Annotated in this window: 17 protein-coding genes; 8 read left to right on the forward strand and 9 right to left on the reverse strand. The window is 62.9% G+C overall.

Translation table 11 applies throughout. From position 1 onward, the window contains the following. Positions 1-6: 6 nt before the first annotated feature. A complete protein-coding gene (locus AC1RJY_RS19265; RefSeq protein ID WP_498603029.1) occupies positions 7-462 on the reverse strand; it encodes a hypothetical protein in 456 nt (151 codons plus the stop codon). Positions 463-580: 118 nt separating this feature from the next. Here AC1RJY_RS19265 and AC1RJY_RS19270 point away from each other — a divergent pair, with 118 nt between their 5' ends. Together AC1RJY_RS19270 and AC1RJY_RS19275 are read left to right on the forward strand one after the other, a co-directional pair. Further along, on the forward strand, positions 581-2551 hold the full coding sequence (locus AC1RJY_RS19270; protein ID WP_498603030.1) for a primary-amine oxidase: 1971 nt from the start codon (positions 581-583) through the stop codon (positions 2549-2551). Between the two features lie 115 nt (positions 2552-2666). Further along, positions 2667-3266 carry a TetR/AcrR family transcriptional regulator gene (locus AC1RJY_RS19275; protein ID WP_498603031.1) on the forward strand — a complete coding sequence of 200 codons (600 nt, stop codon included), beginning with the start codon at positions 2667-2669 and terminating at the stop codon, positions 3264-3266. Between the two features lie 63 nt (positions 3267-3329). Here the strand turns inward: AC1RJY_RS19275 and AC1RJY_RS19280 are convergent, their stop codons facing one another. Both AC1RJY_RS19280 and AC1RJY_RS19285 read right to left on the reverse strand, forming a co-directional pair. Continuing rightward, a complete protein-coding gene (locus AC1RJY_RS19280) occupies positions 3330-4688 on the reverse strand; it encodes an MFS transporter (protein WP_498603032.1) in 1359 nt (452 codons plus the stop codon). A 212-nt stretch (positions 4689-4900) separates the two neighbouring features. Further along, entirely contained in the window at positions 4901-5815 is a 915-nt protein-coding gene (locus AC1RJY_RS19285; RefSeq protein ID WP_011773331.1) for a LysR substrate-binding domain-containing protein, read from the reverse strand. Between the two features lie 133 nt (positions 5816-5948). Between AC1RJY_RS19285 and AC1RJY_RS19290 the strand changes: the two genes are divergently transcribed. The 4 genes from AC1RJY_RS19290 to AC1RJY_RS19305 are packed head-to-tail and all read left to right on the forward strand — an operon-like array spanning position 5949 to position 9642. After that, entirely contained in the window at positions 5949-6371 is a 423-nt protein-coding gene (locus tag AC1RJY_RS19290) for a RidA family protein (protein WP_011773330.1), read from the forward strand. After that, complete coding sequence (locus tag AC1RJY_RS19295; protein WP_498603033.1) at positions 6368-7039, forward strand: DUF1028 domain-containing protein; 672 nt, start codon at positions 6368-6370, stop codon at positions 7037-7039. The genes AC1RJY_RS19290 and AC1RJY_RS19295 overlap by 4 nt, the downstream gene beginning before the upstream one ends. After that, positions 7029-8186 carry a M20 family metallopeptidase gene (locus AC1RJY_RS19300; protein WP_498603034.1) on the forward strand — a complete coding sequence of 386 codons (1158 nt, stop codon included), beginning with the start codon at positions 7029-7031 and terminating at the stop codon, positions 8184-8186. Before AC1RJY_RS19295 ends, AC1RJY_RS19300 begins: the two co-directional genes overlap by 11 nt. Before the next feature lie 37 nt (positions 8187-8223). Next, entirely contained in the window at positions 8224-9642 is a 1419-nt protein-coding gene (locus tag AC1RJY_RS19305; protein WP_498603035.1) for an aspartate ammonia-lyase, read from the forward strand. Between the two features lie 146 nt (positions 9643-9788). Here AC1RJY_RS19305 and AC1RJY_RS19310 read toward each other — a convergent pair whose 3' ends face one another. After that, complete coding sequence (locus tag AC1RJY_RS19310) at positions 9789-11066, reverse strand: flavin-containing monooxygenase (RefSeq protein WP_014920646.1); 1278 nt, start codon at positions 11064-11066, stop codon at positions 9789-9791. A gap of 274 nt (positions 11067-11340) precedes the next feature. Between AC1RJY_RS19310 and AC1RJY_RS19315 the strand changes: the two genes are divergently transcribed. Further along, positions 11341-12327 (forward strand): malate dehydrogenase, encoded by a 987-nt coding sequence (locus AC1RJY_RS19315; protein ID WP_210064758.1) that lies wholly within the window; start codon positions 11341-11343, stop codon positions 12325-12327. Positions 12328-12333: 6 nt separating this feature from the next. On the opposite strand, the gene AC1RJY_RS19320 is transcribed toward AC1RJY_RS19315, so the two are convergent. After that, positions 12334-13275, reverse strand: a complete 942-nt coding sequence (locus tag AC1RJY_RS19320; RefSeq protein ID WP_498603036.1) for a LysR family transcriptional regulator — start codon at positions 13273-13275, stop codon at positions 12334-12336. 71 nt (positions 13276-13346) lie between these two features. Here AC1RJY_RS19320 and AC1RJY_RS19325 point away from each other — a divergent pair, with 71 nt between their 5' ends. Next, positions 13347-15095 (forward strand): L-aspartate oxidase, encoded by a 1749-nt coding sequence (locus AC1RJY_RS19325; protein ID WP_011773323.1) that lies wholly within the window; start codon positions 13347-13349, stop codon positions 15093-15095. A gap of 9 nt (positions 15096-15104) precedes the next feature. Here the strand turns inward: AC1RJY_RS19325 and AC1RJY_RS19330 are convergent, their stop codons facing one another. From AC1RJY_RS19330 to AC1RJY_RS19345, 4 genes are read right to left on the reverse strand one after another with little or no spacing between them, the layout of a single operon-like run. After that, positions 15105-15338 carry a DUF6480 family protein gene (locus AC1RJY_RS19330; RefSeq protein WP_011773322.1) on the reverse strand — a complete coding sequence of 78 codons (234 nt, stop codon included), beginning with the start codon at positions 15336-15338 and terminating at the stop codon, positions 15105-15107. A gap of 40 nt (positions 15339-15378) precedes the next feature. Beyond that, a complete protein-coding gene (locus AC1RJY_RS19335; protein WP_498603037.1) occupies positions 15379-16275 on the reverse strand; it encodes an SMP-30/gluconolactonase/LRE family protein in 897 nt (298 codons plus the stop codon). 10 nt (positions 16276-16285) lie between these two features. Continuing rightward, entirely contained in the window at positions 16286-17743 is a 1458-nt protein-coding gene (locus tag AC1RJY_RS19340; RefSeq protein ID WP_498603038.1) for an MFS transporter, read from the reverse strand. Further along, positions 17740-18450: a TetR/AcrR family transcriptional regulator gene (locus AC1RJY_RS19345; protein WP_043805751.1), complete on the reverse strand. Its 711-nt coding sequence runs from the start codon at positions 18448-18450 to the stop codon at positions 17740-17742. Before AC1RJY_RS19345 ends, AC1RJY_RS19340 begins: the two co-directional genes overlap by 4 nt. Positions 18451-18486 lie beyond the last annotated feature (36 nt).

Below are 18486 nucleotides of genomic sequence, written 5' to 3' on the forward strand. Positions count from 1 at the left end.
GGGGTTTCAGGTCGGGTGTGGTGTTGCGGTGCGGGTCATGCGGAGGGCCGCCGAAGCAGCCATAAGGCAAAGCAGTTCAACGCCGATGAGGATGAGCATGGCCGGCTGGTGGTCCGGGGTGGATGCGCCCTGGACGTGACCGTGGTGGCCGCTGCCAGGTCCCAGCAGGAGGACCAGATGGATGAGGATCATTGCTGCACTCATGGCCAGGAGGTGGCTGGCGGCACGAGTTGCGGCCTGTCCGGCGCAGAACGTCCGGGCGGGAAAGCCCGCCATGGGAGCCGCGCAGCTCAAGCACGCAGCGCCCATCGCGGCCATCCACCAGGCCATCACTCCTGCCGGACCGCTGGCCGCTGCCACCACATGGGCTACAGCGCTGCCAGCAGCAGCAACGCCCACGAGGCCCGCGGAAACGGGCGTAGTTGTGCCGCGCCGCCGGGGTAGGCGGGATTGCTGGTTCATGGTTCTCCTGGCCGCCGGCGACATTTGGGTCAAGGACTTTACGCCGGCCTGTGAGGTGGGTAACATCAAAGCGTTGGTTGAACAGTTGTACCATCAAAAATCGACTTCAGGAAGTGCCATGACCCTTCAGACCACCCCCTTGGCCGCAACGACGCAGGCTCCGCTGGGGCAACATCCGCTTGAGCAGCTCTCGGCACACGAAATCCACCAGGCGCGCCGGATCCTGGCCGATGCCGGGCTCGTCGCAGAAACCACACGCTTCGCTTACCTGGGCCTGATCGAGCCACCTAAGGCCGTCTTCCAGGCAGACGCAGCAGATGCCCCTCGCTTGGTCCGGGCAATGCTCTGGGACGCCGCGCAGTCGCGTTCCCTCGATGTCAGGCTGTCCCTGGCCACAGGCCTCGTCCTGGATCAGCGTGAACTCAACCCGGAAATCGATGGCCAACTGCCGGTCCTTCTCGAGGAATTCGGGATCATTGAGGACATTCTGGCTGTAGATCCACAGTGGAACGCAGCACTGGCCAGCCGCGGCCTGACCCCCGCCCAAGTCCGCGTCGCTCCCCTCTCCGCAGGCGTCTTCGAGTACGGGAATGAGGAAGGCAAGCGACTGCTCCGCGGCTTGGGATTCCGCCAGGACCACCCCGCGGACCACCCGTGGGCCCACCCGATCGACGGGTTGGTGGCTTTCGTGGACATTGAGAACCGGCGCGTCAACCACCTGATCGACGACGGCCCGGTTCCGGTACCAGAGGTCAACGGCAACTACACCGACCCCACCATCCACGGAGAGCTCCGCACGGATTTGAAGCCAATAGAAATCACCCAACCCGAGGGTCCCAGCTTCACCTTGGAAGGCAACCATCTGTCTTGGGCAGGCTGGGACCTCCGCGTCGGCTTCGACGCCCGCGAGGGATTGGTGCTCCACCAGCTCCACCACTCGCACCAGGGACGGCGCCGCCCGGTGGTCCACCGCGCATCCATCTCCGAAATGGTGGTGCCGTATGGAGACCCGTCCCCGTACCGAAGCTGGCAGAACTACTTCGATTCCGGCGAATACCTGGTGGGCCGGGATGCCAACTCACTCAAGCTTGGTTGCGACTGCTTGGGCGATATCACCTACATGTCCCCGGTGGTGGCAGATGATTTCGGCAATCCGCGCGTGATCGAGAACGGCATTTGCATTCACGAGGAAGACGCGGGAATCCTGTGGAAGCACACGGACGAGTGGGCAGGTTCCAACGAGGTTCGCCGCAACCGCAGGCTAGTGGTCTCCTTCTTCACCACCGTGGGCAACTACGATTACGGCTTCTACTGGTACCTCTATTTGGACGGCACCATCGAGTTTGAGGCGAAGGCTACGGGCATCGTGTTCACGGCAGCACTCCCGGACAAGGACTACGCCTACGCGTCGGAGATCGCTCCGGGCCTTGGTGCCCCTTACCACCAGCACCTCTTCAGCGCGCGCCTGGACATGATGATCGACGGCGGCACCAACCGGGTTGAGGAACTGGACCTTGTACGGCTTCCCAAGGGGCCCGGGAACCCTCACGGCAACGCCTTCACACAAAAGCGCACAGTGCTGACCCGTGAATCGGAGGCAGTCCGCGATGCCGATGGCACCAAGGGAAGGGTGTGGCACATCAGCAACCCGGACTCGCTGAATCACCTGGGCCACCCGGTGGGCTACACCCTTTATCCGGAGGGCAACCCTACGTTGGCCATGGCGGATGATTCCTCTATCGCTTCGCGGGCCGCTTTTGCCAAACACCATTTGTGGGTCACGCAGCACGCAGAGGACGAGCTTTACGCCGCAGGCGACTTCGTCAACCAGCACCCCGGAGGTGCAGGGCTTCCCAGTTACGTGGCTCAGGACCGCGACATTGATGGCCAGGACCTCGTAGTGTGGCACTCGTTTGGCCTGACGCACTTCCCGCGGCCCGAGGACTGGCCGATCATGCCCGTTGATACCACCGGATTCACCCTGAAGCCGCACGGCTTCTTCGATCAGAACCCCACACTCAACGTGCCATCGTCCTCCACCGGACACTGCGCTCCCGCAGAGCAAAACACCGGCGCCTGCGGACACTGAGGGCGTAACCCGCGTTTTACCTGCACCTACCACCGCGGGGGCGCGCCCCGGCGTCCCCGCGGTGGTAGGGTGCTCACGGTCCGGCCATGGCCACCCGCCCGAACGAAGGAACAGCATGCCCCGCTTGGTTGATCACGAGGAACGTCGCCGTTCCATCATCGAAACCACGTGGCGGCTGATCGCGAAGCAGGGCATCGAGAACGCCAGCATGCGGGACATTGCCAGTGAATGCGGCTACGCGGCACCGGGAGTGCTGGCCCATTACTTTCCCAATAAGGACGCCCTGCTGCTGGCGTCCTACGAGTTGATCTGCGAACGCACCAACGAACGCATCGCGGCTGGCACGGCAGGCCGTCGCGGCCTTTCGGCCCTCAGAAGGTTGTGCCTGGAGATCATTCCGGCCGATCCCCTCACCGTGGTGGAGGCCCGCGTGGCGGTGTCCTTCTGGCAGCGGGCGCAGACGGAAGACGCGCTGCGGGCAGTGGGTCGGGAGGCTTTGCTGCACTGGCGTGGCCTGGTGTTGGGTTTCCTTGCCCAAGCAGAGCACGACGACGAATGCGCACCTTTGGCGGATCCGGATGCGGTTGCCGATGAGCTGCTGAACATCATGATGGGCCTGCACGTCACCTCCATGCTGGATCCGGACGCCGTCACCGGTTCCCGGCAACGGCACCTGGTGGAGCGGGCGCTGGCGCGGCTTGCCGTCACTGTTTGACCCCATCAAACAGACAATTCACCCCCGTACGCGAGGGTGAATTGTCCACTGGATGGTGTGTGTCTACGTGTGCGCCACGCCCTGCGTTGCCCGGGACCGCGTTCCCGGCGAGTGCAGTTCTTCCTCGTCCATCAGGTTCTTGCCTTTGCTTTCCTTCATGCTCAGCACAGCAGCAAGTCCTACAAGGCCCACCAGGATCAAGTAGAAGGCTGGCATCATGTCGTTTCCTGTCTGCGCAATGAGCCAGGTCAGGACGTACGGGACGGTTCCGGCGAAGATGGCCGCGGTGACGCTGTAGGCGATAGAGAGCCCGGTCTGCCGTGTTCGGGTGGGGAAGAGCTCGGCAGCTGCTGCCGCATGAACTCCAAGGATGAGGGCCAGGATGACGCCCAGTCCGATGGTGCTGACAATGCCAGCCCAGGCTGTGCCGGTCTGCATGATCAGGAACAAGGGGTACGCCAGTACCACCAGTGAAACGGCGGCAGTGATCAGGAGCGGCTTTCTGCCGATCCTGTCGGACAGCGCGCCCACTAACGGTACGAGAATCAGGCCCGCCACAGAAGCCGCCGTGGAAAGCAGCGCGGCTGTTCCGGCGTCGAAACCCAGCACTTTCTCCTGATAGGTCAGGAGGTAGACCAGCACCACGTAGAAGGTAACGTGCATCATGATCTCCAAGCCGCTCATCTGAAGCAGCTGCTTGCGGTGTTTGGTGAAGACTTCCTTGACGGGGCTCTGCGGGACGTTGCCCAGCTCCTCCAGGGAACGGAATTCCGGAGTGTCTTCAATCTTGGACCGGATGTAGAAGCCGATGACACCCAGGGGAACTGCGATCAGGAAGGGAATGCGCCAGCCACCGCCGGCAATGGCTTGTGCGTCCATGGCGCTGGAGAGCACGAAGACCACCAGCGAGGCCGCCAGGAAACCGAGAAGGCTTCCGAATTCGAGCCAGCTGACGCCGAATCCACGGTGCTTCCTGGGTGAGTACTCGGCCAGGAAGGCGGCCGCGCTTCCGAACTCACCGCCTGCTGCGAGGCCTTGGACCACCCGGGCGGCCACAAGCAGGATAGGCGCCCACAGGCCGATGGCGTCGTAAGTGGGCAGTAGCCCGACCACCAGCGTGGCACCGCTCATGGAGAGAATCACGATTGACAGCGTCTTCTTGCGGCCGATCCTGTCGCCGAGGGTTCCGAAGATCAGTGCGCCCAGGGGACGGACGCCGAAGCTGATGGCGAAGACGGCAAAAACTGACAGCAGTGCCGCTGTGCTGTCTTGTTGGGGGAAGAAGACCACGGCGATGGTGGACGCAAGGTAGGCGTAAATAGCCCATTCGAACCAGTGGACAAAGACGCCGATGGAACCGGCGGCAACGCTGGTGCGCAAACCCTTTCTGCTGATCTGCCCCTCGATGTTATTGGTGTTCACAGTTCCTCCTGGAGGAAAAGATCCGATGCTGGGATGGGGAGAGCGAGCCTGTGGCGGTCGACGTTGACCGACCTGAGACTGCGCCACCAGGGCACGTGATGTGGATCACGCTCGATTGCTGGTATAACCATTTTCGAGCGCGGAACTGTGATCTGTCGAATAGATTTTTAACACCAATTGCATCTGCTGAACAGATGCAGCGGGAACCGGACCTAGCTTCGCGCCGAGCGGGCGGCGACGATCTGATGCCTGACTGCTTGCGCTACCGCCCGCACCCTCGCCGTGGGGCGGTGGGACTTCAAGTGCGCCAGAACTGTCTTCAATTCCGGCACGTCGTCGCGGATTTCGACGGCGGCCAGCTGGCCGCCGTCGTAGGTCAACTGGTGCTGTGGCCGCTGGTGAAGGATGGAATAGCCGAGGCCGCGCGCCACGAAAGTGCGCACCGTTTCATAGCTGGCCGATCGGAACCTGATGTCCGGCTCCTGGCCACCCAGCCTGGCGATGGACATCATGAGGTCACGGGTGTGGGGCAAGTCCAGCAACACAAAGGGTTCGCCGCTCAGTGCGGACAGTTGAACGGTCTTTGATCCTGCCAGTTTGTGGTTTGGCGGCAGTGCCACATAAGGCCGAACGGTATCCACCACGGAACGGGCTATCGCTTCGGGGAGGTCCAGGTCGTAGCACAGCGCCAAGTCCGCCTGCCCGCTGAGCAAAGCGGCGATGCAGCCCGCAGTGTCGGTCTCGATGACTTCAGCTTCAAGTGCGGGGTGATCTTCCCGCAGTTTGGTCAGGACACCGGGAAGCAGGAAAGGCGCAAGCGTGCTGAAGCAGGCTATGCGGATCCGACCGGAGACACTCTGGTGCTCTCCGCGTGCGTGGTCAACGCTCTCCTCAACCTGCGCGAGGATCGCCTGCGCGTCCCTGACGAAGAGCTCCCCTGCCGGCGTGAGCACCAGGCCCTTGGAGCGCTGCCTGATGAAGAACTGCGTGCCTACGTGGCGCTCCAGCTGGGCAATCGCAGCCGAAACTGCCGATTGGGCAACATTCAGGCGGACGGCCGCACCTGTCATGGACAACTGGGCTGCCGCTTCCACGAAATAGCGCAACTGCGTGAGGGTCACATCCATGCCACGAGAGTACACCCTGCATCAGAAAAGTCGATGCAATCGTTCTAAAAGAACTGTTGGACAGATTTAACGCTCCGCAGGAAGCTGAAGGATACGAGCACCCGGCTAACAGGACTGAAAGGCAAGCTGCGACATGAAGCACCAGCGTATCCGTACGTTCAACACGAAAGAGACCTACCCGGAGCAGAACCTGGATAACGATCTTTGCCAGGCCGTTGTGGCCAATGGCGTGGTTTACCTTCGGGGCCAGATCGGACAGGACCTGGAGACGCGCGAGTCTGTGGGCATTGGCGACGTTGAAGCCCAAACGGAAAAGGCCATGGCCAACATCGACATGTTGCTCAAGGAAGCCGGAAGCAGCCTGGAGGACATCGTCAAGGTGACCGTCTACCTCATCGATCCTCGCTACCGTGAGACCGTCTACCGCACCATGGGGCGCTGGCTCAAGGGAGTGTTCCCCGTGTCCACCGGCATCGTTGTCCAGGCCTTGGCCCGCCCGGAGTGGCTCGTGGAAATCGACGCCACCGCAGTGCTCTCCACGGAGGCACAGCAGTGACGTTCAGTATTGCCGCAACCGACAGCCACGGCAGATTAGGCATAGCGGTCTCCTCGTCCTCCCCCGCCGTTGCAGCCCGCTGTGCGCATCTGCGTGACGGAATCGGCGCCGTCAGCTCCCAGAACATCACCGATCCTCGACTGGGAACAGCGCTGCTGGACCGAATGCAAGCCGGATATTCCGCGCAAGAGGCGATTGACGCCGTCGTACAGGAATCACCCGCCGTGGACTATCGGCAACTGGTGGTTCTGGACGCCAAGGGTGGATCCGCCGTGTTCAGCGGCGCGCATACCCTTGGCTTGTTCGGCGAAGGACGGGGTGCGAACAGCGTGGCTGCCGGCAATATGCTGGCGCATCCGGGCGTTGCCCAGGCCCTGTGCGACGCGTTCGAAGGCGCCGAAGGCGAACTGGAAGTGCGCCTGATGGCTGCCCTGCGAGCCGCTGAGGCAGCAGGCGGCGAAGCCGGACCCGTGCGATCGGCCGGACTTTCGGTGGTGTCCGGGCACGGCTGGAGGGACACTGATCTGCGCGTGGACTGGCACGATCACCCGATCGAGGAACTGGAGAAGCTCCTGGACGTGTGGCTCCCGCAGCGGCAGGACTACGTGATTCGCGGCTTGGACCCCGCGTCGTCAGTGGGTTATGGGGTGGCGGGCGATGAGCGCTGAAACGACGACCACCTCGGCTCCGGCTGTCCAACGCGACCGGGTGCTGGGTTCCGTGACCGCCCAGCAGCCTTCCCTGGTTCGGCTCTCGGAGACCCTGCACGCCAACCCGGAGCTGGGCTGGCAGGAACATCGCGCCGCCGCCTGGACCGCCGACTATCTGACCGCCCATGGCTTTGAGGTGGAAAGGGAGTACTTGGGCTTCCCCACGGCGATCCGTGCGGTCTTCGGAACGGGCTCCCGCCGCGTTGGGCTCATGGCTGAGTACGACGCACTTCCAGGTCTCGGCCACGCCTGTGGCCACAACATCATCACGGCCATCTCGTGCGGTGCCGCTGTGGCCTTGGCGCAGTTCGCCGCCGAGCGTGATCTGACGGTGGAACTGTACGGGACGCCCGCCGAGGAAGGCGGCGGGGGGAAAATCGAGTTGCTCAAGAGAGGCGCCTTCCAGGGCTTGGATCTGGCCATGATGGCGCATCCCAGCCCTGTGGACTCCGCTGAAGCCCGTCCGTACGCCGTGGCCCACAACCACGTGGAGTACAGGGGCAAGTCCGCTCATGCTGCTGCTTATCCCGATCAGGGAGTCAATGCCAACGACGCCTTTATTGTTGCCCAGGTGGCGTTGGGCCTCCTCCGCCAACAACTGCCGGCGGGTACCCGTGTCCATGGGATTCAGACCCGGGGCGGCGAAGCCCCCAACGCCATCCCTGAGAAAACGGAAGGCCGCTGGTATGTCCGGGCCGAATCACTTGCGCTGTTGGGCGAGCTTGAGGAGCGCGTTCACCGGTGCTTCGAGGCCGGGGCCTTGGCGTCCGGCTGCGAGTTGTCGGTTACCGCGGAATCGGAGCCCTATTCGGAGTTCCGTACGGACCTGCGGGCACTTGAGCTGTACGTGCGGCACGCGGAGACTCTCGGCCGTGACTTCAACGCACCGCCGGAGCAAGCCACCATGAACCGGGCCTCAACAGACATGGGCAATGTGTCCCAAGTGGTGCCGGCCATCCACCCCTATATAGGACTCGGCTGCTTCCCGGCAGCAAACCACCAACCCGAGTTCGCCGCGCATTGCGTCGGTGACGCAGCCAACCTTGCCATTCACGACGGCGCAGCCGCCTTGGCACTTACGGCGCTGGACTATCTGGCAACGTAGCCGGGTATTCCATGACTGCACTTCCAGGAACAGGACCATGACACAACAATCATCTTCTCCCCTCCCGGGAACACGGCGGGAGCATGACAGCCTCGGGGACGCTGACGTTCCCGAGGCTTCCTACTGGGGCATCTGTACTCTACGGGCGGTGGACAATTTCCCCGTCAGCGGACGAACCATCGGCACCCTGCGTTCCCTCATCTGGAGCCTGGGGGCCGTGAAATACTCCGCAGCACGTGCAAACGAAAGCTTGGGCCTGCTCGATCCGGAAAAATCCTCGGCCATCCAAAAGGCTTCCTTGGAAGTCATGGATGGCCTCTTGGATAACCAGTTTGTGGTGGACACCATCCAAGGCGGAGCCGGGACCAGCACCAACATGAACGCCAACGAGGTCATTGCCAACCGCGCGCTGGAGCTGATGGGTCAACGTAAGGGCGACTACTCTGCATTGCACCCCATTGATGACGTGAATCGCAGCCAATCCACCAACGATGTCTATCCGACGGCCATCAAGATTGCCCTGCAGCGGGAAATCTCGGCGTTCTGTGCGGAGCACGCACAGCTCATCCAAGCATTTGATGCCAAAGCAACGGAGTTCGCCGGCATCATCAAAGTGGGCCGCACCCAACTGCAGGACGCTGTTCCGATGTCCATGGGACAGGAGTTCGGGGCCTTCGCCGACACCCTTCGTGAAGACGGCCACCGGCTCCTTGAACTCCTTCCCCACTTGCGGGAGTCCAACCTTGGAGCCACGGCCATCGGCACCGGCATCACCGCTTCCCCCGGCTACCGGGAAGCTGTGATCAGTGAGCTCAGTTCCATTACCGGCATGCAGCTCACCTCCGCGACAAACCTCGTGGAGGCCACCAGCGATACGGGCGTCTTCATGCTCGTGTCCGGTGTCTTGAAGAGGGCAGCGGTGAAGCTCTCCAAGATCTGCAACGACCTCCGCTTGCTCTCTTCGGGTCCGCAGACGGGCTTCGGGGAGATTTCGTTGCCCGCAGTGCAGGCCGGGTCCTCCATCATGCCCGGGAAGGTCAATCCGGTCATCCCGGAAATGGTCAACCAGGTTGCCTTCCGGGTGATCGGCGCCGATGCGACGGTGACCATGGCCGTGGAGGCGGGGCAGCTCCAGCTCAATGCTTTCGAGCCGGTCATTGCTGACGCTTTGCTTGAGTCGATCGCATGGCTCACCGTGGCCTGCCGCCAACTCCGGACGCACTGCGTGGACGGCATCACCGCGAATACGCAGCTGCTGCAGCAACGGATGGTCGAATCGATCAGCGTGGTCACCGGCTTGGCACCACTGATCGGGTACGCCGCTGCAGCCGAACTGGCCAAGGAGGCTCTCGCGTCCCATCGGGGCATTGCCGAATTGGTGATTGAGCGCGGGCTGCTTGACTCGCAGAAAATGGAGGCGGCTCTTTCGGCCACGTCGCTGGCAGGGCTCGGCTGACGTCACCAACCCCGCAAGGCCCGACGTCGGCACTCTCGCGAGTGCCGACGTCGGGCCTTATTTCGTGCTGTACCAAAGCCGCGAGCAGGGCACAGCAGAAGGGGACCACGCCGGCTCGGCGTGGTCCCCTTCTTTCGGCTACGGTGTTAGACGGCGCCGCTCGCCACCAGCGCGTCCTGTTCGTTGTGGACCAGGTAGCTCCGCTGGATGGTGATCTGGTCGGCAACGTACTTGGCGTCGTGCCAGACACCCCAGATGAAGCTGGAGCCTCGGCGTGACTGCCACGGCAAGCCCAGGAAATAGACGCCGGGTTCGGTGGACACACCGCGTTGCTGGAGGGGTTTTCCCTTGTCATCAAACGCGTCCACTTGCAGCCAGCTGTAGTCCACTGCGAAGCCTGTTGCCCACACGATGGACGTGATTCCGGCACTTGCGAGATCGAGCTCGCGGATGGGGTTGGTAAGGCTCTCCGGATCGGGTCGCAGGAAGCGGGCCTCGGGTTCTTCGGGGAGGTCCAAGCCGTTGCGTTCAACGTACGCGTCGGCTTCGTCGAGCAACTCCAGGTAGTGTGCGTCGCCGTTTGCGATGTTGGTACGGAGGTCATCCGCGAAACGCATGGTTCCGTTATCGAACGCCGTGGTCCGTCCCACGAGCTTGATCCCGTTCTCTGCGAGCGCGCGGAAATCGACCGTGTGGCCGCCGTCCGCCCCGCTGACTGCGATAGTCACATGTTCGGCGCCCGCAGCGGGAGTGGAGGCGTCCCACTTGCCGAGCACTCCGAGCCACCAGCAGAAGTCCCGGCCGCGGTAGTTCCGCGGCGGGCGGTCATGTGGCCCAACTGAGAGGAAGACCTGGCGGCCTGAACGCTGGATTTCCGCGGCGATCTGCACGCCCGAGGACCCTGCCCCGACCACCAGCACGGCACCTTCCGGCAACTGGCCAGGGTTGCGGTAGGAGCTCGAGTGCATTTGCATCAGTCCGGCGGTTTCGGGAACGACGGCGGGGATCACCGGCCGCTGGAACGGCCCGGTGGCAGCTACGACGTAGCGGGCGTTGAACTCGCCATCGGACGTTTGCACATGGAAGCCCGGCGCACCGACGTTCCTGCGCACGGAAGTCACCTCAACACCGCAACGGATGGGCGCCCCGATCTTCTGGGCGTACGCCACGAAGTAGTCGGCGACCTGTTCCTTGGAGGGGAACGAGCCGGGCTCGGTGTCGGTGAATTCCAGGCCCGGGAAACGGTCGTGCCAGGCGGGGCCGTTGGCAACCAGGGAATCCCACCTCATGGAACGCCACCGCTCGGCGATACGGTGGCGTTCCAGGACGATGTGGGGAATTCCCCGCTCGCTCAGGTGCTCGCTCATCGCTACCCCGGCCTGGCCCGCGCCGACGACGAGGACCTCAACCTCTTGGATTGACATGTGATCTCCTATTTGGCGAAAGGTCACAGCGCGCATAGATGGCTCCCGTCGTTGGGAGCATCGGCTGGAATGAGGGGCGCTGTGGCCCTTTTTCTGTGACGGTTAATTCATTCTCACGCGCCCGAAGTGCATCTGCATAGCGAATAAAACCGCGAAACAACATCGGAAATTGTGATGAAGCTGTACCCGCCGGTACTGGGACCCACTGCTCTGTGGCACCATGACATACAGCTTGCAAAGCCCATCGACCTCACATCGATAAGGAGAAACTCACGTGAGCAGTCCCATCAAGATCGCTGTGACTGGCGCGGCTGGCCAGATCGGCTATAGCCTCCTGTTCCGGATCGCCAGCGGTGCCCTGTTCGGTGGCGATACTCCAGTGCAACTCCGGCTCCTGGAGATCACGCCCGCGTTGAAGGCACTTGAGGGTGTTGTCATGGAGCTCGACGACTGCGCGTTTCCCGCGCTCGACTCGGTGGAAATCGGCGACGACGCCGACCATATTTTCGACGGCGTCAACCTTGCCTTACTCGTTGGCGCCCGTCCGCGTTCCAAGGGCATGGAGCGCGGCGACCTTCTCAGCGCCAATGGTGCTATTTTCACGGCACAAGGCAAGGCCCTGAACCGGGTCGCGGCCGACGACGTCCGTATTGGCGTGACGGGCAATCCGGCCAACACCAACGCCTTGATTGCGATGAGCAACGCCCCGGACATCCCGGCCTCGCGATTCAGCGCCCTGACCCGGCTGGATCACAACCGCGCCATAGGACAGCTCGCTGCAAAAACCCACGCCAGGGTCGGAGATATCCGCAAGATGACCGTCTGGGGGAATCATTCTGCAACGCAGTATCCGGACATCTTCCACGCAGAAGTCGCCGGCAGAAACGCGGCGGAGGTGGTGAACGATCAGGACTGGATAGAGAACGACTTCATCCCCACGGTTGCCGGGCGAGGCGCAGCGATCATCGAGGCCCGGGGCGCGTCCTCTGCGGCATCGGCAGCGTCGGCAACCATCGACGCAGCCCGCGACTGGCTGCTCGGCACCCCCGAGGGCGATTGGGTTTCGATGGCCGTTGCATCCGACGGATCATATGGGGTGCCCGAAGGTCTCATGTATTCATACCCAGTAACTACCTCAGGCGGAAACTGGGAAATTGTTGAAGGACTGGAAGTGAACGACTTCAGCCGCAGGAAGATGGACGCTACAGCCGCTGAGCTTTTCGACGAGCGCGCCGCCGTGGCGAATCTCGGCCTGATCTGATGACCGTCAGTGACGTGCTGTTGGCGTGACCAGCCGTGCAAGGTCGGTGCCGGGCGCCGCTAGTCGATCCACTGTGCTGAAGATGAACTCCTGCATTGCTGCTGCGGCTGCTGATGGTCCAATGTCGTTGCGCCGGGCCAGGTTGACGGTGCGTGACAGCGAGGGATTGACCAGGCGGGCGCTGCGCAGTCCGGGCCGGCCGATGACGACCATTGCCGGCACCACCGCCACGCCCAGTCCCCTTTCCACGAAGCGCAGCACGGCGTCCATCTCGGCGCCTTCCACGGCGATCACAGGTTCCAAGCCGCTGGCGGAGAACGCAGCCTCGGTGGCCATCCGCAGATCATAGCTACGGTTGAAAGCCACTTGCGGAATGCGCGCCAACTCTTCCAGGGTGAGTTCTTCCGGCGAAGCCGCTCCGGCGGCGGAAACAACCACCAGTTCCTCGGTCAGCAACGGAATCAGTTCAGTGCCCTGCACGGCGGGGTCCGTTCCACGGGTGACCACCAGAGCCAGGTCCAGTGCGCTTTCATTGAGGGCATCCACCAGGAAACGGGAGCCCCCTTCAGTGATGTGCAATTCCACTCCGGGATGCGCGCTTCGGAAAGAGGCCAGTACGTCAGCCACCAGTGAGACGCACAGGGTAGGTGGGGCGCCCAGGCGGATGCGGCCCCGGCGCAAACCTGCAAGCTCGTTCATCTGCTCCCGTGCCGTCTGCGCGTCACCGAGCATGCGCCGGGCGATGGGCAGGAGGAGCTCCCCCGCGTTCGTCAGGGTCGCCCCGGACGGTCCGCGGTGGAAAAGAGCCATTCCAAGATCGGCCTCAAGAGCTGCGATCTGCCTGCTGAGAGAAGGTTGCGCGAGAAACAGTTGCTCGGCCGCGCGTGTGAAATGGCCCACTCGGGCGATCGCCTCGAAGGAGCGTAACTGCTCTAGCTTCATAGTCATAGCATAAATGCATCAACTTCACTCGAACAATTCATTGGATACATGATGCGGCTCCTTCTAGCGTTGACAGCATGAACCTCAACACCATTCCAGAACGCCTTATGTCTACCTCCGTGCTGGTCATCGGCACTGGCGGCGCCGGCCTGCGCGCGTCAATTGAACTCGCCCAACAGGGGGTGCAGGTGCTGGCCGTGGGTAAGCGTCGCAAGCATGACGCCCACACGAGCCTGGCCGCCGGTGGCATCAACGCTGCTTTGGGCACGATGGATCCCGAGGACAGCTGGCAACAGCACGCCGCCGACACCTTGCGGGAGTCCTATTTCCTGGCCGACCCGTCCATCGTCGAGACAGTAGCCCGCAACGCGGCCCGCGGTATCGAGGACCTTGAACAGTGGGGCATGCCGTTCGCCCGGGAGGAGGATGGCCGCATCTCACAGCGCTTCTTCGGCGCCCACAAATATCGCCGCACCGCTTACGCAGGGGACTACACCGGCTTGGAGATCCAGCGCACGCTGATGCGCCGGGCCGCAGAGTTGAACGTGCCAATCATCGACACCGTCTACATCACACGGTTGCTCGTCGCTGACGGCACCGTCTTCGGCGCATATGGATTCGACATCGTGGACGGCACCCCGGTGCAGATCCACGCCGATGCGGTGATCCTGGCCGCAGGCGGACATACCCGCATCTGGCGGCACACATCGTCCCGGCGCGATGAGAACACCGGGGACTCCTTCCGGCTGGCCGCCCTGGCCGGAGCGCGGATCCGCGACGCCGAGCTGGTTCAGTTCCACCCTTCCGGCCTGTTGGAGCCCGACGACGCGGCCGGTACGTTGGTCTCCGAGGCAGCGCGCGGAGAAGGAGGCATCCTCACCAACGGCCTCGGTGAGCGCTTCATGGAACGCTACGATCCCGAACGCATGGAACTTTCCACCCGTGACCGGGTTGCGCTGGCCGCATTCACCGAGGTCGCCGAAGGTCGCGGGACCGAGAAGGGCGGCGTTTACCTGGACGTCTCCCACCTGCCACGGGAAACCATCATGGAAAAGCTGCCACGGGTCTACCGCACCATGATCGACCTGCAGATGCTGGACATCACCACCACCAAAATCGAAATTGCGCCCACCGCTCATTACTCGATGGGCGGGGTCTGGGTTGCACCGGAGGACCACGGAACGGGAGTGAACGGCCTCTACGCAATCGGCGAGGCATCCTCCGGGCTGCACGGCGCCAACCGCCTCGGCGGCAATTCACTGATTGAGCTCCTCGTCTACGGACGTATTACCGGCGAGCATGTGGCCGACTACGTCCATTCGCGTACCCATATCGTCCGGGATCCCGCCGCTGTGGGAATAGCCCGCGGGGAAATGCAGTCACTGCTCAGTGACCGCGGAACAGAGTCGGCACGGCGGCTGCAGCGCGAACTACGCAACCTCATGACCGAACACGCCGGGGTGGTGCGCACCGAACAGGGACTGGAACAAGGACTCGCTAAGCTGACCGCTTTGGAGGAACGCGCCCAGCTCGTTACCGCCCACCCGGACATCGCAGGGTTCGATGACCTGGCCCACGCCTACGACCTTCTCGGCTCCCTGCTGGCAGCACGAGCCACCCTTGAGTGCGCCCTTGAACGCCGCGAAACCCGCGGCGCCCACAACCGTGCTGACTTCCCGACGGCAGATCCCTCGCTGCAGGGGAACTTTGTCTGGTCAACAGATGAAGGCGTCAGCTTCGAAAGCCTGCCGCCCGCTCCGGATTCATTCCGAGCCCTGGCCCAGGCCAACGCGGACGACTCCGTCGCTGGGAAGCTCGTCGAGTAAAAGGGAGATCTAGTCGAAGAATCCCACGATGTAGCCGATGAAGAACAGCAGCGTGAGCAGCACGCCGGCACCGATGGCAGCCAACCAGAAAACCTGAGTGCCCTTCCTGGGGCCGCCCTCGTCATGGCCCTGCGGTCCGGCGGTGGAGGCTTCGCCAGGAGGGGTCTCCCCTGGCGGCACTCCTCCGCCCGGCTCCAGGCCAGTGATCTTGTCTTCGTATGGGTCGGGGTTGCTGCCTGACACGTTCACTCCCTCGATCGCAGTGCGTGGTGCTGAGTCAAGGTTATAGGGCCGAGGTGCCCGGGCCTAGGTCCCTTTGGGCCGCATCCCGCGTCGACGTCGGCAGCCGGTAGAGGGACGTGGTGGCAGTGATGTAGAGATCCCGCCCATCGGGCCCACCGAAGCACACATTGGAGACTCTTTCCGGAATCTCGACGGCGGTCAGCAGGCTGCCATCGGGGGCATACACGCGCACTGACGAGCCCGCCGACGTCCACACCCGGCCTTCCACGTCCACCCGGAACCCGTCCGAAGCCGCGTCGTCCTCGAGTTCAACGAACGTCCAACCCTGTCCACATGCTCCAGCCTCAACCGGATAGGCAGCGATCCGGAACGGCACTCCGTGGCCCCGGCCCGCCGTGTCAGCCACGTACAGAAGGGATTCGTCCGGTGAAAACGCAAGGCCATTAGGGTGGACCAAATCCGTGACCACCGGAGTCAGTTCCTGCGTTTCCGGGTCGAAGCGGAACACGTAGCAGCCGCCGTATTCCTGCTCACCCTCGTGTCCTTCCACTGTCCCGGGCAGGATTCCGTAGGGAGGATCGGTAAACCAGACCGTGCCATCCCCGGCCACCACAACATCGTTGGGCGAGTTGAGCCGATGCTCACCGAACGCTTCAACGATCGGCGTCACCACGCCGTCGTGGTCACGCTCAACGCGCCTGCGGCCGTGGCTGCACTGCACCACGCTACCGTCACGGTCCAGCGTGCGCCCGTTGGTGTATTCGACGCCGGTGGCATACTCGCTGGTCGCGCCGGTGGCGGGCGTGAACTCGAGGATCCTGTTATTGGGGATGTCGCTCCAGCGAACGGTCTGTGACTGCGGAACCCAAACAGGGCCCTCCGCCCACACGGTGCCTTCGAACAACTTTTCCAGGGGGCCGGTGATCAGTTCTTCCATGTGTTCGAGACTAGTCGTTGGCAGGTTCCGAGCTGGGCTTCCGTGCCGGTGCATCGCTGCTGCGCTTTCGGTCGGCGGGCATCACAAGAACCGCCACCACAGTGAGGACGGCGCTGACGAGCACCGCCAGGAAAACGGCCGAGGACGCGTGCGTAGTAGTTTCCGGATCGGGACCACCACTAAGGCTGCTGGCATAGATGGCGTTGGCGATGGCACCGAAAACAGCCACGCCAATGGAGCTGCCGATTGAACGCGCAAAGAGGTTGGTGCCCGTGACTACGCCGCGTTCATTCCATTCGACGCTGGTTTGCGCGGCAATGAGGCTGGGCGTTGCTACCAGCCCCAGACCGATCCCAACAATGAAGCAAGCCATTGCCACCAGCAAAATGTTGGGCGTAGGGGCGGTGAGGGCAAGGACGGCCGTGCCGATCACCGTGATCACGATGCCGATGATGGCCGTGTTCTTAAAACCGATCCGGAGGTAGAACCGGCCGGCCTGCGACGCACTGATGGGCCAGCCGATCGTCAACGCCGCCAAGGCGAGGCCCGCCAGAAGGGGTGACGTGGACAGTGCACCCTCAAGGAAAGTGGGAACGTAGGAAGTGATGCCAAGCATGACCGCACCTACACCGAAGGCGACCATCGCCGTCGTCGCCAGCAGCCTGCGGGAGACAACCCACGGTGGCAGGACCGGCTCCGCCGCCTTCCTTTCCACCAAGAGAAAAGCAACGAACAACACGGCTCCGCCGGCAAAAACGCAGATGCTGATCGTCGAGTCCCAAGCCCATGCTTGGCCGCCCTGAAGGGCCCCGAGGATCAGCAGGCTCAACGAAATGGTCAGCAGCCCTGCTCCCAAGTAATCGATGCGGTGCTTGGTCCGCTCCACGTTCTCATGGAAAGTGCGGAGGAGCATCCATCCAGCCAGCAGGCACAGCGGGATGTTGATCAGGAAGATCCACCGCCAGATTCCCAGCGAGGCGAAGACACCTCCCAGAGTGGGTCCTACAACCGAGGAAACAGCCCACACACTAGCCAGATATCCCTGGACTTTTGCCCGCTCCGCCAAGGTATAAATGTCGCCGGCAATTGTGATTGCCACGGGCTGGACCGCCCCCGCCCCGAGTCCCTGGAGCACACGGAAAGCAATGAGAGCCGGCATGCTCCAGGCCAGCCCACACAAAATCGAGCCGAGCAGGAAGAGCCCAATTCCACCCAGGATCATCGGCTTACGGCCCACGACGTCAGAGAGTTTGGCGTAAACAGGTACGGACACTGCCTGCGCCAACAGGTAGGCCGAAAACAGCCACGGGAATGAGGCGAAACCGCCGATGTCCTCCACAATGGACGGCACGGCCGTGGCAACAATGGTGGCATCAATCGCCACCAGCCCAGTGGCCAACATCAGCGCAATCAGAATGGGCCCACGCCGGGAACGGAACCCGACTCCGTCGTCAATCGCTGTGCTCATCGGTGATTACCCCCGTCCGATGTCCACTTCTGCCGGTGGAGCCGTTCGAATCCGTCCAGGAGCAGGTCCAGGGCAAACTCGAACTCGAATTGGTCGTCGCAGCCGCTGCCCACCACGGACTCATCATCATGTGCCGCCGTTACGGCGATCCTGAAGAGACTAGGGTAGTTCTCCGCCATCTGCCGTGCCATGGCGGCCTGCATTTCCGGTTGGTCCGGGCCCGGTTCCGCCGGGTCATCAAAGACTTCCTGGGTGAATCCCCACATTCGGCTACCCATGGCATGCATCACGTGGTGCGTGAGGTCCGCAGAGAAACCTCCGGCCAGGAACATCTCCGCAAAGCTGTCCATGTACCCGAGTACGGCAGGCGTCACGGTAGTGCGGGACTCGATCACGGGACGTGCCCAGGCGTGCCGCAGGAGTACTTGCCTGGCCGAAAGGACCCGCTGCCGGACTGCAGACTTCCACGGAGCGCGCGCAACGGGAGCTTCGATTTCGCCCACCATGGTGTCCACCATGCCGCCAAGGAGTTCTTCCTTATTGGCGACGTGCTTGTAGAGAGCCATGGGAACAACGCCAAGCTCCTGCGCCAGCCTGCGCATGCTGAGCGCTTCGATCCCCTCAGTGTCCGCCAGGGCAATGGCCGAGCGCAGCACACGGTCACGGTTCAGAGGAAGCCGCCGCGGCGTCTCCACTAGCTGGGTCATGGGAATTCCCTTCTTCACACTCAGCCACGGCTGTTT

It is taken from the genome of Arthrobacter sp. GW822-FHT05G07 (assembly GCF_058799755.1).

Bases quoted from the DNA above. Each gene is read 5' to 3' on its own strand.
- AC1RJY_RS19265 (WP_498603029.1), bottom strand. From the start codon at position 462: ATGAACCAGCAATCCCGCCTACCCCGGCGGCGCGGCACAACTACGCCC.
- AC1RJY_RS19270 (WP_498603030.1), top strand. From the start codon at position 581: ATGACCCTTCAGACCACCCCCTTGGCCGCAACGACGCAGGCTCCGCTG.
- AC1RJY_RS19275 (WP_498603031.1), top strand. From the start codon at position 2,667: ATGCCCCGCTTGGTTGATCACGAGGAACGTCGCCGTTCCATCATCGAA.
- AC1RJY_RS19285 (WP_011773331.1), bottom strand. From the start codon at position 5,815: ATGGATGTGACCCTCACGCAGTTGCGCTATTTCGTGGAAGCGGCAGCC.
- AC1RJY_RS19290 (WP_011773330.1), top strand. From the start codon at position 5,949: ATGAAGCACCAGCGTATCCGTACGTTCAACACGAAAGAGACCTACCCG.
- AC1RJY_RS19300 (WP_498603034.1), top strand. From the start codon at position 7,029: ATGAGCGCTGAAACGACGACCACCTCGGCTCCGGCTGTCCAACGCGAC.
- AC1RJY_RS19305 (WP_498603035.1), top strand. From the start codon at position 8,224: ATGACACAACAATCATCTTCTCCCCTCCCGGGAACACGGCGGGAGCAT.
- AC1RJY_RS19310 (WP_014920646.1), bottom strand. From the start codon at position 11,066: ATGTCAATCCAAGAGGTTGAGGTCCTCGTCGTCGGCGCGGGCCAGGCC.
- AC1RJY_RS19320 (WP_498603036.1), bottom strand. From the start codon at position 13,275: ATGACTATGAAGCTAGAGCAGTTACGCTCCTTCGAGGCGATCGCCCGA.
- AC1RJY_RS19325 (WP_011773323.1), top strand. From the start codon at position 13,347: ATGAACCTCAACACCATTCCAGAACGCCTTATGTCTACCTCCGTGCTG.
- AC1RJY_RS19335 (WP_498603037.1), bottom strand. From the start codon at position 16,275: ATGGAAGAACTGATCACCGGCCCCCTGGAAAAGTTGTTCGAAGGCACC.
- AC1RJY_RS19340 (WP_498603038.1), bottom strand. From the start codon at position 17,743: ATGAGCACAGCGATTGACGACGGAGTCGGGTTCCGTTCCCGGCGTGGG.
- AC1RJY_RS19345 (WP_043805751.1), bottom strand. From the start codon at position 18,450: ATGACCCAGCTAGTGGAGACGCCGCGGCGGCTTCCTCTGAACCGTGAC.